The organism is Mesorhizobium sp. CNPSo 4670 (genome assembly GCF_057784235.1).
The window spans coordinates 99487-113334 of record NZ_JBWJFQ010000004.1 but is presented as its reverse complement, the minus strand read 5'-3'; the positions used below and the strand labels follow the sequence as shown (position 1 = coordinate 113334).

General features: G+C 65.2%; 3 protein-coding genes. 1 reads left to right on the top strand and 2 read right to left on the bottom strand.

Going from position 1 to position 13848, the window contains the following annotated elements:
• Positions 1–27: 27 nt before the first annotated feature.
• Together AC0ZT5_RS09195 and AC0ZT5_RS09190 are read right to left on the bottom strand one after the other, a co-directional pair.
• Positions 28–6081, bottom strand: a complete 6054-nt coding sequence (locus AC0ZT5_RS09195) for a translocation/assembly module TamB domain-containing protein (RefSeq protein ID WP_488496192.1) — start codon at positions 6079–6081, stop codon at positions 28–30.
• A gap of 3 nt (positions 6082–6084) precedes the next feature.
• Positions 6085–8013 (bottom strand): autotransporter assembly complex protein TamA, encoded by a 1929-nt coding sequence (locus AC0ZT5_RS09190; RefSeq protein ID WP_488496191.1) that lies wholly within the window; start codon positions 8011–8013, stop codon positions 6085–6087.
• 272 nt (positions 8014–8285) lie between these two features.
• Here AC0ZT5_RS09190 and AC0ZT5_RS09185 point away from each other — a divergent pair, with 272 nt between their 5' ends.
• Complete coding sequence (locus AC0ZT5_RS09185; RefSeq protein WP_488496190.1) at positions 8286–13766, top strand: alpha-2-macroglobulin family protein; 5481 nt, start codon at positions 8286–8288, stop codon at positions 13764–13766.
• Positions 13767–13848 lie beyond the last annotated feature (82 nt).

The following is a 13848-nucleotide window of genomic DNA, read 5'->3' as shown; positions in this document are numbered from 1 at the left end:
CATGGGGCCAAAAGCCCCGCCGAAATCTCAATATTCCTTCTCGTAGAAGATGCCGCCCTTGGCTTCGCCGGCATCATTGGCCTCGCCGCGCAGTTTGACGCCGCGCCCGACATTGAGGTCGATGGTTGCCTTGCCGGAACCCGGCTTGTCACCTTTCTGGATCGTCACATAGGTGCGGTCGTTCAAATACTTGCCCGCCGAGACCGCTGTACCGCCCTTGTCGTCGGTGGTGACGTCGAGATCGTCGACGCCGATCGCGCTGCGCAGGTTTTCAAGCAGCGACGTCGAGCCACCGACCCCGGCCAGTTGCCCGGCCGCTTCGGCGAGCTGGGCGATCTGCAGCGGCGACAGGTTCGACATCGAGCGCCCGAAGATCAGCTGCGCCAGCACCTCGTCCTCCGGCAGCGCCGGCACCGAGGAGAAGCTGAATTTCGGATTGGTCGCCTCACCCGACACCACGATGGTGACGGTGGTGCTGGTCGTCGTCGTTGTCGCCGTCAAATTGAGATAAGGCACCAGCGAACCGGAGAAGCCGACCGTGCCTTCGGTGAAGGTCAGCCGCTTGCCAAGGATCGACAGCCGCCCGCGCTGCAGGGTGAAGGTGCCGACCGCTTGCGGCGACGAAGCCGGGCCGGTCAGCCGGAGCGAGCCGCCGAGTTCGGCATCGACGCCCCTGCCCTGGATGAAGATCTGGTTCGGCGCGTTGACCGTGACATCGAGGACGAGGCCGCTGCCGCCGCCACCGCCACTGGTCGTCGGCGGGCGCAGCGCCTTGTCCTGCGCCCGCACGGCACCGGGCGCATTCTTGTGCTTGACGTCGAGTGCCGAAAGCGAGCCTGGCAGCCTGTCTGGAACCGTGATCACCGTCTTGGCGAGATTGATGGTGCCGGCAATCACCGGTGCGGAGGTCAGCGGCCCCTTGATCGTCAGGTCGCCGCCGAGATTGGCCGTCACCACGCGGCCGTCCGTATAACGGCCGTCGACCAGCTTGATCGACAGATCGGCTGGAAAGCCCTGCGCCGGATTGATGCCGACCGTGCCGCTGGCCGACAGGCTGCCGCGCGTCGACAACGTGCCGGTCAGCCGGTTGATCCTCGCGACGCCGCCGGCGATCGATACGTCGGCGGCGATATCGTTGACCGCGAGGCCCGAGCGCGCATCGACGAGCCGCGCGCCGGAGGTGCTGACCGAGCCGCCGATGACCGGCGATGTCGCGGGACCGCGCACCTGCACATTGACATTGGCGGTTCCAGACAGGGATAGCCCCTGCGCGGCGAGTTTCTGGCTGATGAGCCCGAACGGGACGGCGCCATTGAAGTCGAGCACCAGCGCCGGGGTGCCTGCCGTTGTCACGGTGCCGCCGCCCTTGAGGCCAAGGCCAGCTCCATCGCTGACATTGGCGTTGAAGGTCAGCTTGTTGGGGGCGAAGGTACCGGACGAAGCAACACTCACCGCACCGACACCCGCACCCCGGGTCTGCGACGTCTGCACGCCGGTCGCGTCGATGTTGAAGGCAACAGCGGGGCTCGCCGGCGCACCCGTCACCTTCGCTGTGCCCGAGATCGAACCGGCGGCATCGAGGCCCGGCGAGAAACTGTTGGCAAGTGACATCGGCACTCGCGCCAGCGTCGCGTTGATGTCGAGCGCTGTGCCGACCTTGCCGGTCACTGTCGCCGTACCGCCACCCAGGTTGAGCACCAGCCGGTCCAGCGTCGTCGTGCCATTGGCAATGCTGACGGTCGAGGCCTGGGCTATGGCCGCCTTGATGCCCTTGACCGTGGCCTGGCCGGAAGCAAGCTCGATGGTGGTCGTGCCGTTGGCCACTTTCACGCGGCCAGCGGCCTGCGCCGGGATGCCTTTGACGGTGGCGCCACCGGAAAAGCCGGTCCAGTCGCCATCGCGCTTCAAATCCACACTGATGCCGCTGATCACGGTGCCGCCGGAGGTGACGGTGTCGGCGCGGACCTTTCCGGAAATCACCGGAGCCGCGAGATAATTGGCGATGAGCGCATCGACGGAAACGGCCTTTGCCTGCAAGTCGCCGCGCGAGATCGACGCCGTCGCCGCCTTGATCGCGACCTGCGGCGCGGTGCCGTTCTTGGAAAAGGCGATGGTGCCGCGCACGTCGCCTTCCGCCTTTTCCAGCGCAAGTGCCGCCAGTGGGCCGATATCAGGCAGGTCGAGCGCGATGGTGCCGGTCGGCACGAACTTCTCGTCCAGCGCCAGATCGCCGGAGATCCTGTTCTTGCCGAGCGACAGCAGCAGGCCGTTGATGGCGCTTTTGCCGTCCGCCGTCGCCAGCACCGCACTGCCTTGCAGTGGCTGGCCGGCGACATTGCCGGTGAGCTGCACATTCGCCGCCGGGTTGGCGGCATCGGCCTTGCCGGTGGCGGTGAGCTTCAGCCCGGTGATCTCGCGCGCGGCCACCAAAAGCCGATCGCTGTCGACCGTCAGCGACAGATCGGGCGCGGTCGCGGGGCCCTGTGCATTCAGGGCGAAGCCGATGGCGCCCTTGGCGTCTTTCGAAAGTAGCGAGATGTCGCTTAGCGCGCCCTTGATGTCGGCGGCGACCTTGTTGTCGGCGAGGCTCGCTTGGCCATGCGCGGTCAGCGCGCCCGAAACCAGCTTCAATCCGTCGACATTGACATTGCCCGACGCATCGCGCTTCAGCGCCGCACTCAGTTCCGCGCGTTCGGCAAGCACGCCGCGCACCGCCGCCGGCAGCGCCGCGGAGGCGGCGTCGGCTTTCAAATTGAGCTCGATGGCGCCGTCGGCCAGCGATACCCGGCCGCTAAAGCCGCTGTTCAGCGCATCGCTCGTCACCGAGCCGCTGTCGATGGTGATGGCATCCTTGGCGAGGCTGCCGGCAACCTTGGCCGTGACCTTGCCGGCGATCAGTGGCGCGATGGTTGGGTTGTCGAGGCCGATCTGATCGGCCGACACTGTACCGGAGACCTGTCCCGTCCGGGCCTTCAGATCGAAAGCATCGGAATGCAGGGCGACAGCGACGCCCTCGACCTTGGTCAGCTTGGTGGCGACCGACGGCAGCGTCGCCGAAATGTCGAGCCGCGGCTGCGTGCCCTGCCCCACTGCCTTTACCGACAGTGCCTGCAGTTCGAGCTTGATCGGGCTTTCCGCGCTGCCCAGCGTCAGCGGCAGGCTGGGTCCCGTCGAGGCGAGATCGAGGGCGAAATCGCTGGCACCATTCGGGTTGAGGGTGCCCGCCGCCTTGCCGGAAATCTTGTCGCCTGTGAGCGTCGCATGGTCGAGAGCGACGCCTCCGGTCAAGGTGTAGCTGCCGGCCGCGTCGACGGCGAGCGGCCCGAGCCCGGCCTGGCGGGTCTGGCTGGTTTCGACGCCGGCCAATTGTGCGTTGAACCGAACCTCGGGCGCCGATGGCGATCCAGTCACTTGCGCTGTACCGCCGAGGATGCCCACGGCATCGAGACCGGGCGAAAAATCATTGGCGAGTGCTGCCGGCAATGCCGAGAATTGCGCCGCGAGATCGAGCGCCTGGCCGGCGGTGCCGGACAGCGTCACCGAGCCGCCGCCGACATCGAGCGCCAGTTTTTCGATGCTGGTCGTGCCATTGGCGATGCTCAACGTCGATGGCTGCGCGATCGCGGCCTTTATACCGCGAACCGTGGCTTCGCCCGACGCGATCTCGATGCTGGTCGTCCCGTCCGCGATCTTGACCCGTCCCGCAGCGGTCGCCGGAATGCCCGATACGGTGGCGCCGCCGGTGAAATTGGTCCAGTCGCCGTCGCGCTTCAGGTCGACGCCGATGCCGCCGATTTCCGTGGTTCCGGAGGTGACGCTTTCGGCCTTGATCGAACCGGCAATCGCCGGCGCCTTGAGATAATTGGCAATCAGCGCATTGACGGTGATGGCCTTGGCCGTCACCTCGCCGCGCGCGATCGACGTGCTCATGGCATCGATCGCGACCGATGGTGCGTCGCCATCCCTGGCGAAGCGGATGGTGCCGTCGATGTCGCCCGTCACCGCCTGGCCGGCGAGCGCGGCCAATTGGTCGATAGCCGGCGCGGCGAGCGTCAGCGTGCCCAAGGGCATGAATTTGTCATCCAGCGTGAGATCGCCCGAGACCTTGTTGTCGCCAAGCGAAACCAGGAACCCGTTGATCGAACGCTTGCCTTCGCTGGTCACCAGCGCTGCCTTGATGTCGAGCGGCTGGTCGTTGACGGAGCCGGTCAGCGAGACATCGGCGGCGGGGCTCGCAATGTCGGCCTTGCCGCTTGCCGTCAGCTTAATGCTCTTCACCGTGCGGCCCGAAGCCGTCAGGCTGTCGCTGTCGGCGGAGACCGTGAAATCCGGCGCCGTCCTGGCGCCGCTTGCCGACAGCGCGAAATCGACGCCGCCGGCAACCGGCACGCCAACCATCGGCGACAGCACCGAAACGTCGCCCAGCTTGCCCTTGATATCGGCCTGGATGTCGGTGCCCTGCGCGCTGGCGGTGCCGCTGGCGCTGAGCGTGCCGGAGGTGAATGAAATCGAGTTGGCGGCGAAGGATCCCTGCGGATCGCGCGTCGCCGCGGCCGAGAACTTCACCCGTGCGCCGAGCACCGAGGCGATCTGCGGCGGCAAGGCCGTTGCCACGGCATCGGCGTTCATCTTGAGCTGCATCGACAGGTCGGCAAGCGCGACCGTGGCGGTCAGCGAGGCGTTGACCGCGTCGGAGCGCAACGTGCCCTCGTCGATGGCAATGGCATCCTTGCTGACCGACCCGGCCAGATCGACATTGACCTTGCCGGTGACCAAGGGCGCCAGTGTCGCCACGTCGGTTTTGAGGCCGCCCGCCGCCAGCTTGACGGTGACCGGCCCGGCGCGATTCTGGATATCGAAGCCGTCCGAATGGATTTGCGCCGCCAGATCGTCCAGCCGAGTGCCGCCGGCGACGATGGAGACGAAGGAGGCGCCGATGTCGATGATCGGCGTCTTGCCGTCGCCGAACGCGCGTGCGGTGGCGTTGTTGATCGCCAGCGTGATCGGCTGCGCCTTGCTGCCGACGCTGATCACCACAGGCGCGCCCTTGGCGGCGAGTTCGACCGCGAGATCGCTGGCACCGGCAGGATCGACGATGCCGGATGCGGTGCCGTGCATCGCATCGCTGTCGATGCTGGCGCGGTCGACACTGACACCGCCGGCCGATGTGCCGGTGCCGGCGACTTCGAAGCTGGTCTTGCCGGCAAACAGCGGCTTCAAATTCTCCGGCAGGAAGCGCGCGAAATCACCGTCGCCCTTGGCCTCGATGTGATTGCCCTTGTCGGTCAGTTGGTGGCGCCCGGTGAGCTGGGTGATGATCTGGCCGTCGACAACGAAGGTACCGATGCCGCTCCAGTTGGCCAGCGGGCCCGTCCCCGAGACGATGATGTCGACCGGCGGCGTATCAGGCAGATTGAGCAGGTTGGCGATGATGCCGCCCGCCGGCTCCGATGCCTTCAGATCGAGGTCGAGCTTGTTGTCGGCTGGCGCGAAATGGACTTTGGCGTCGACATTGCCTTGCTTGCCGTCATGGCGGGAGACGTTGAGCGTCGTCTCGACCGCCAGCGGCGCGGCGTCGACCTTGAGCATGCCCTTGGCGGCGAGTTCGGCGATGCCGCTGCCGGCCAGGTCCTGGCCGAGCGCGATTTCGGGAAGGTCGATCTGCTTGATGTCAAGCGAGACCGGCAGCGTCGTCGTGCCGCCGCTCTGCGCCGGCTGCGTACTGGCGACTGGCAGACGCGCCAATTCGATGCGCCCGGCCGCGATGCGGTCGGCACTGAAGCTTTTCGACAGCAGCGCCAGCGGCGACCAGTCGACGGCGACCTTGCGCGCCACCAGCCAGGCGCCTTCACGGTCTTCCAGCACGACATGGTCGACGCTGAGCGCACCCGACCAGATGCCGTCGATGCCGCTGACCGTGATCTTGCGGTCATCGCTCGAGGCCAGCCGCGAAATGATGCCGGCAAGATTGTCGCGTCCACGCTCGGTCTTGGTCAGCACCAACAGCGCGCCGATCGCCCCGGCGACAGCGATGAGCAGCGTGTAGAGGACAATGCGTAGGATGCGCCTGAATATCTTCATCGCTCAGAACGCCTGCCCGATGCCGGCATAGATGCCGAAATGCGGATCGTCTGGATCGCGATTGAGCGGCACGGCCGCGTCGATGCGCAGCGGCCCGAATGGCGTGACATAGCGCAAGCCGACACCGGCGCCGACTTTGACATCGGAGAAATTGGGCACCGATTTGGTCGACACCGTGCCGGCATCGACGAACGGCACGATGCCGATCGTGTCGGTGATCGCGATGCGCATTTCGACCGAGGTCTCGAAGAAGGACAGACCGCCGATCGGCTGGCCGGTGAAATCCTTGGGACCGATGCCTTGGTAGGCATAGCCGCGCACCGAACCGCCGCCGCCGGAATAGAAGCGCCGGTCGGCCGGTACATTTTCGAGGCTGGTGCCGACTATCGAGCCGACGGCGACACGCTCGGCCAGCACGAACTTCGAAGCCGAATCCAGCGACTGATAGGCCGAACCCTCGCCCTTCAGCTTGAGGAAGGCCGCACCGCTCAGAATGTCATAGCTCGGTTCGGCATAGGCCAGCACCCGGAAGCCGCCGGTGGGGTTCAGCCGGTTGTCACGGTTATCGTAGACATACTGCAGCGGAATGCTGGCGATCAGATATTTGTGCTTGCCGAAAGCATCGTGGATTCGCGAATAGTCGAGCGACACTTCCGCCGAAACCGTCTGCTTCTTGGTGAGTTCGTAAGACAGGCCGGTGCTGCCTTTGACCGAGAAATGGTCATAGGCGTCCGGATGCTCGAGCACGGTCTTGAAGCTGGCGAAGAACTTTGACGCCGGCCCGATCACGCCCGGTTTTTCGAACATGATGCCGGCATTATAGTTGAGCTCGCTGAGGTCGTTGCTGCCGATACCGCTGATGGCCCCGTCGATGCGCAGCTTTTCGGCCCGCCCAAACAGGTTGCGGTGACCCCAATAGCCTTCCAGGCCTAGCCCCTCAGTGTTGGAGAAGGTGCCGCCGACACCGAAATAGCGTGGCTTGCGCTCGCTGACCTGGACGCCGATCGGAATGTTGCCGTCGGCATCGAGCTTGTCGGCTTCCTTGAACGTCACGCTGTTGAACACCTCAAGCGCCAGCAACCGGTCGCGCGCATCGCTGATCTCGTCGGGCGAGTATTGCCGGCCGCGCTTGAGGCCGGTCATATATTCGGTGAAGTCGCGATCGACCTTCTCGGTGCCTTCCACCGTGGTGTCGCCATAGCCGGCGACCGGCCCGGCGGCGACCGTCAGCGTCACGTCGAGCGTCGAGGTGGCATGGTCGGCGACGATCTGCCGGTCGGTCACCTTGGCCAGCGGTCTGCCCTCCTGCTTCAGCGCCCGCACGATCAGCGCCTCGGCCTTGAGCACGGCGCCGGATCCGGCGTCGCCGCCGGCGATCAGGCCATAATCGGCGCTCATCAGCCCCGCCGCGTCACCCTCCAACCGGACATTGCCGAGAGTGAATTTCGGCCCGCTGGCGATATCGATGGCCACCGGTACCGGTTGCGGGCCCTTGAATTCGGCATCGGGCGGCAAATCGTCGAGCGGCTTGCCGTCGATGGTGATGGTGACGACGCCTTCATAACGGGCATCGGCATAGAGCGCCGCGACCAGCTGTTCACGGTCGCTACGCGCCTTGGCCATCAGCCCGAGCGAGCCGGAAACCGGGCGCTCCTCGTCGCTTTTCAGGGCCGAGGCATTTTCGAGCTTCTTGAGGAGATCCTTGTCGGCATCGGGCGCGGAAATGGTGACGGCATAGCGCAGGGGGTCGACGATGTCGGCGTCCTCGTCCTTCGACGATCCCCACAGCTTGATGCCGAAAAGCTCGAAAGCAGCAGCATTTCCGGCCTCGGCGACAAGCGCGGTTGAGCAGATCATGACCAAAAGCAGGGCGCGCGAAAGCACACGCCCTGGCGCGGTACCTCCTGACATCTGCTCTTCATGCGCCGGCATTAAGACAACCTAGAATGAAAACCTAAAATTGGAATGAAGTTCTGAAGCGCTCGTAAAGGGGCCACAATCCAATTGTCTGAAATAGGACGGGCTTGGAATTCACACCTTCTGCGTCGCCGCAAGAAAGCGTGATCCCCTGTCCTATGGAGCTACTACCGGCGATCGGCCGGAAAGGAAACCGTTGGCAGGCGGAACCCTGTCGCGTCCTTGTGTTGACAAGCAGGACTGATGCTTGATCATGCCTGGACGTCAGCAGTGTCTGGGAGGGTGTTATGGCAATGCGCGCGGCTCGTGGTCTGTCGATCCTGATTCTTCTCTTTTTTGCCTGGAGTGGTGTCGCGCAAGCGGCTGAAGCCAGGCGAATCGCGACAACGGACAATTCCGATTATTTCGGCTTTGATCTCAGGTCCGACCAGAATGTCACGCTCGACCAGTGCAAGACGACATGTCTTGGTGATCCAGCCTGCCGCGCCTTCACCTACAACAACAAAGCCAAATGGTGTTTCCTCAAATCCGACTACAATCAGCTGAAGCCGTTCAACGGTGCGGTCGCCGGCAAGGTCGCCAACATCGATGGCGACCCCGACATCGGCGCGCCGCCGGAACTTGCCTTCTTTCCCAACTGGATGGCCGATCAGGCCCAGCAATACCGCAACAAGCTGTTGGGCCCGGCCTATGTCAAGCCGACGGAAGGGCTGACGGCGCTGACGAATGCCGCCGAACAGTCCGTGCTTACCGGCGATCACCGCTCCGCCATGTTGAGATATGAAGGCGCCGTGTCCGTCATGCCCGATGATGGCCAGCTCTGGCTCGACCTCGCGCGCGAAACTCTGGCCGTGCAGCCTGCCGCCAACACCTCCGAGGCTTCCACTTTGCCGGCAAACGGCACCTCCGCCGCCTTCAACGCCTATAAGCTGCTGCGCACCACCAAGACGCGCGCCGAAGTGCTGGCGCTGCTCGGCAACGGCCTCGACAAGCGCGATCTCTACCGCCCAGCCCTCCAGGCCTATGAGGCCAGCCTTGCGCTGGTCCCTTCGCCGGCGGTCCAGGCCGACTATGCCGACCTGAAGGCCCGCAAGGGTTTCCGCGTCATCGACCACACTGTCGATGCCGACACCAGTGCGCCGCGCATCTGCGCGCAATTCTCCGAGGACCTGGTCAAGACCGGCGTCGACTACGCCCAGTTCGTCACCGTCGACAACGCGCCGCCCAAGGGAGTCGAGGCCAAGGACAAGCAGATCTGTGTCGAAGGTCTGGAGCATGGCCAGCACTACGACGTCACCTTCCGCGCCGGTCTGCCGGCCGCCATCGGCGAGGTGACCGCCGCCCCCGTGGTGCTGTCGATCTATGTGCAGGATCGGGCACCATCGGCCCGCTTCACCGGCGACAGCTTCGTGCTGCCGGCCGGCGCGCGCCGCGGCATTCCGGTCGTCACCGTCAACATGAACGCGGCCGAGATGAAGCTCTACCGCATCGGCGACCGTTCGCTGGCGCAGCTTCTTTCCGGCTATCAGTTCCTCCACCAGCTCGACAGCTATGATATCTCCAACATTTCCGAGCAGATGGGCGAGCCGGTCTGGCAAGGCCAGCTCGACATCGCCAATGATCTGAACAAGGAGGTCACCACCTCCTTCCCGGTCGACGAGGCGCTGCCGCAACGCAAGCCCGGCGTCTATGTGCTGACCGCCCAGGCCGTCAACGACAAGAGCGACGACTACAATTCTATGGCCACGCAATGGTTCGTCGTCTCCGACATCGGCCTGTCGACCTATACCGGCCAGGACGGGCTCAATGTCTTTGCCCGTTCTCTGGGCAGCGCCAAGCCGATATCGGGCGCCGAACTGACGCTGGTTGCCCGGAACAACGAGGTTCTCGGCACCGCGACCACGGATGCCGACGGCCACGCCGTCTTCAACCCCGGCCTGACGCGTGGCGACGGCGGCATGGTGCCGGCCGTGCTGATGGCCAAGCAGGGCGACAATGATTTCGTCTTTCTCGACATGGGCCGGGCCGGCTTCGACCTGTCCGACCGCGGTGTCACCGGACGCGCGGCGCCCGGCGCGCTCGACGTCTATGCCTGGACCGAGCGCGGCATCTACCGCGCCGGCGAGGATGTCCATGTCGCGGCCCTTGCCCGCGACGGCGCCGCCAAGGCGGTCGAGAACCTGCCGCTGACCTTCATCTTCTCGCGCCCCGACGGCGTCGAGGACCGCCGCATCGTCAGCGACGGCGCATCGGCCGGCGGCCACGCCGTCGACCTGCCGCTCGAGCCGAACGCCATGCGCGGCACCTGGTCGGTGTCGATCTACACCGATCCCAAGCAGCCGGCGGTCGCCAGCCAGATGTTCCTGGTCGAGGATTTCGTGCCGGATCGCATCGAATTCGACATGAAGGCCGACAAGCAGGAGATCGCACAGGGCGAAACCGCCAACATCAACATTGACGGCCGCTTCCTCTACGGCGCGCCGGCAGCGGGCCTGGCGCTGGAGGGTGAGCTGACCCTGTCGACGTCCCGCGATTGGGACCGTTTCCAGGGCTTCTCCTTCGGCCTCGCCGATGAGCAGTCGGCCGAACCCACGGTCACCCCTCTCACAGATCTGCCGGTGGTTGGCGATGACGGCAAGGCGACCTTCCCGGTCTCCGTCGAGCAACTGCCCTCGACCACCAAGCTGGTCGACGCCAAGGTGACGGTCCGGATGCGCGAGACCGGCGGCCGTGCCATCGAGCGTTCGCTCAACATCGGCATCCGCCCGCAAGGCCATATGATCGGCATCCGCCCGGATTTCGCCGACAATGAAGTGCCGCAAGGCGGCACGGCGAAGTTCAGCCTGATCGCTGTCGATCCCGACGGCAAGCGTGAGCCGCTGAAAGGCGCGCACTGGACGCTGGTCAAGGTCGAACGCAATTACCAGTGGTATCGCTCCAACAACTCGTGGAACTACGAGCCGGTCACCTTCACCAAGTCGATCGCCAACGGGCAGGTCGACCTCAGCGCCGACGGCGACGCAACTGTCTCCGTGCCGGTCGATTGGGGCCAGTACCGGCTCGAGGTCGAGACGTCGGATCCCGAGGGACCAGCGACCAGCTATGAGTTCGACGCAGGCTGGTACGTTTCCTCGACCACCACCGAAACGCCTGACGGCCTCGAGATCGGCCTCGACAAGGACACCTATGCCGCCGGCGAAGTGGCCAAGCTCAAGGTATCGCCGCATTTTGCAGGCGAACTCCTGATCAACATCGGCTCCGACAAGCTGTTGAAGACCGTCACGGCAACCGTGCCGGCCGGCGGCAGCACCGTCGACATCCCGGTCGGCGACAACTGGGGTGCCGGCGCCTATGTCACGGCAACCCTGTTCCGGCCTGGCGACGCACAGGAATCGCGCATGCCGGCCCGCGCCATCGGCGTGAAATGGCTGAAGGTCGATCCGGGCTCGAAGAAGCTCGCCGTCACCCTCACGCCGCCGGACAAGACCATGCCGCGCCAGCAGCTGTCGATCCCGGTCGCGGTGGCCGGCGTACAGCCGGGCAGCAACGCCTATGTCATGGTTGCCGCCGTCGATATCGGCATCCTCAACCTGACCAACTACAAAGCGCCGGATCCGGAAAACTGGTTCTTCGGCCAGCGCATGCTGGGCATGGAAATCCGCGACCTCTACGGCCGCCTGATCGACGGCTCGCTGGGCAACACCGGCAAGCTCAGGACCGGCGGCGACGGCGCCAACATGCAGACGCAAGGCAGCCCTCCGACCGAAAAGCTGGTCGCCTTCTTCTCTGGTCCGGTTCAGCTCGACGCCGACGGCAAGGCGCGGATCGACTTCGACATCCCGCAGTTCAACGGCACCGTGCGCGTCATGGCTGTCGCCTGGACCAAGGAAGCGGTCGGCCATGCCCAGTCCGACGTCATCGTGCGTGATCCGGTGGTCATCACCGCCGGCTTGCCACGCTTCCTGGCGCCTGGCGACGCCGCCGTCATGCGCCTCGATGTCGCCGACACCGATGGCCCGGCCGGTGACTATGCGCTGTCGATAAACACGACCGGCGACCTGTCGACCGGCGACAAGCCTCTGCCTGAAAAGCTGACGCTGGCCAAGGGCAAGCGACAGACACTGACCGTGCCGCTGATCGCACAGACGGCGGGCAATGCCTCGATCACCATCAAGCTTGCCCATGCCGACGGCACCGCTGTCGAGCAGACGCTGTACGTGCCGGTGCGTCCGGCGCAATTGCCGGTCACCACCCGCCTGGTCGTCGACCTCAAGGGCAATGGCGGTGCGTTGCGCGTCGACAAGGAGCTCCTGGCGGCAAGCCTGCTCGACGGCGCTTCTGTCAGCGTCGGCGTTTCGCAGGCCGCAGCCTTCGACGTGCCGTCGCTTTTGATGACGCTCGACCGCTACCCCTATGGTTGCGCCGAGCAGACCACCAGCCGCGCCATGCCGCTTCTCTACGTCAATGAATTGGCCTCCGGCATCGGCATGGCCAGCGATCCTGACCTGCATGGCCGCATCCAGGATGCCATCTACAAGGTTCTGAGCTACCAGGCCTCTGCCGGCAGCTTCGGCCTGTGGGGTCCGGGCTCCGGCGACCTCTGGCTCGACGCCTATGTCACCGACTTCCTGACCCGGGCGCGTGAGCAGAAATACGACGTGCCGAGCCTGGCCATGAACCAGGCGCTGAGCAACCTGCAGAACTCGCTCGGCTACGATCAGAGCGTACAGGACCGTGGCAGCGAGATCGCCTATGCCCTCTACGTCCTGGCCCGCAACAAGAAGGCCTCGATCGGCGACCTTCGCTACTATGCCGACACCCAGCTCGAAGCCTTCTCGAGCCCGATGGCGGTTGCCCAGCTGGCGGCGAGCCTGGCGCTCTACGGCGACACGCCGCGCGCCGAGGCGACGTTCAAGACGGCGCTGCAGCTCGCCAAGGCGACAACCGACTACGACTACTACCGCTCCGACTATGGCTCGCCGCTGCGTGATGGCGCCGCGATGCTGGCGCTGGCGGCGGAATCGAAGCCGGTGCCGACGATCGTGCCGGAGCTTATCAAGCTGGTGACGAAGGAACGCGCCGAAGCCGATTGGACCACCACCCAGGACGAATCCTGGATGCTGCTGGCGGCCCGCGCATTGAAGGAAGGCAATGATTCGATCACGCTGACCGTCAATGGCGCGCCGCATTCTGGCGGTTATTCCAACCAGATCAACGGCAGCGACCTGGTCGACAGCCCGCTCGCCATCGCCAACACCGGCAAGACCCCGCTGCAGGCCGTCGTCACCACCGTGGCGTCGCCGATCCAGCCGCTGCCGGCCAGCGGCGACGGCTTCACCATCGGCCGAACCTACTACAAGCTCGATGGCACCGAAGCCAACGTCACCGAGGCGACGCAGAACGAACGCTATGTCGTTGTGCTCAAGATCTACGAGCAGAACAACTGGCCTTCGCGCCTCCTGATCACCGACTTGTTGCCGGCAGGCTTCGAGATCGACAATCCGGGCCTGGTCTCCAGTGCGCAATTGTCGAACTTCTCCTGGCTCGCCCAGACCGACGCCGCCCATCTCGAATTCCGCGACGACCGTTTCGTCGCGGCGTTCAACCCCAATGAGGGCGACGGCGACCGCAACATCACGCTGGCCTATGTCGTTCGCGCAGTGACACCGGGCACCTACGCCCATCCGGCGGCGACGGTGGAGGATATGTACCGGCCGCAATATTCGGCCCGCACCGCCACCGGCATGATGGAGGTCAAGGCGCCGTAAGGCGCCGATGGTGGCGATCATGAACAGAACGATGGCGCCAGCGACATCCCCCTTCTCCCCGTCACCATACGGGGAGAAGGTG

Excerpts from the sequence above, each read along its gene's own strand:
- AC0ZT5_RS09185 (WP_488496190.1), top strand. The coding sequence starts at position 8,286 with ATGGCAATGCGCGCGGCTCGTGGTCTGTCGATCCTGATTCTTCTCTTT.
- AC0ZT5_RS09195 (WP_488496192.1), bottom strand. The coding sequence starts at position 6,081 with ATGAAGATATTCAGGCGCATCCTACGCATTGTCCTCTACACGCTGCTC.
- AC0ZT5_RS09190 (WP_488496191.1), bottom strand. The coding sequence starts at position 8,013 with ATGCCGGCGCATGAAGAGCAGATGTCAGGAGGTACCGCGCCAGGGCGT.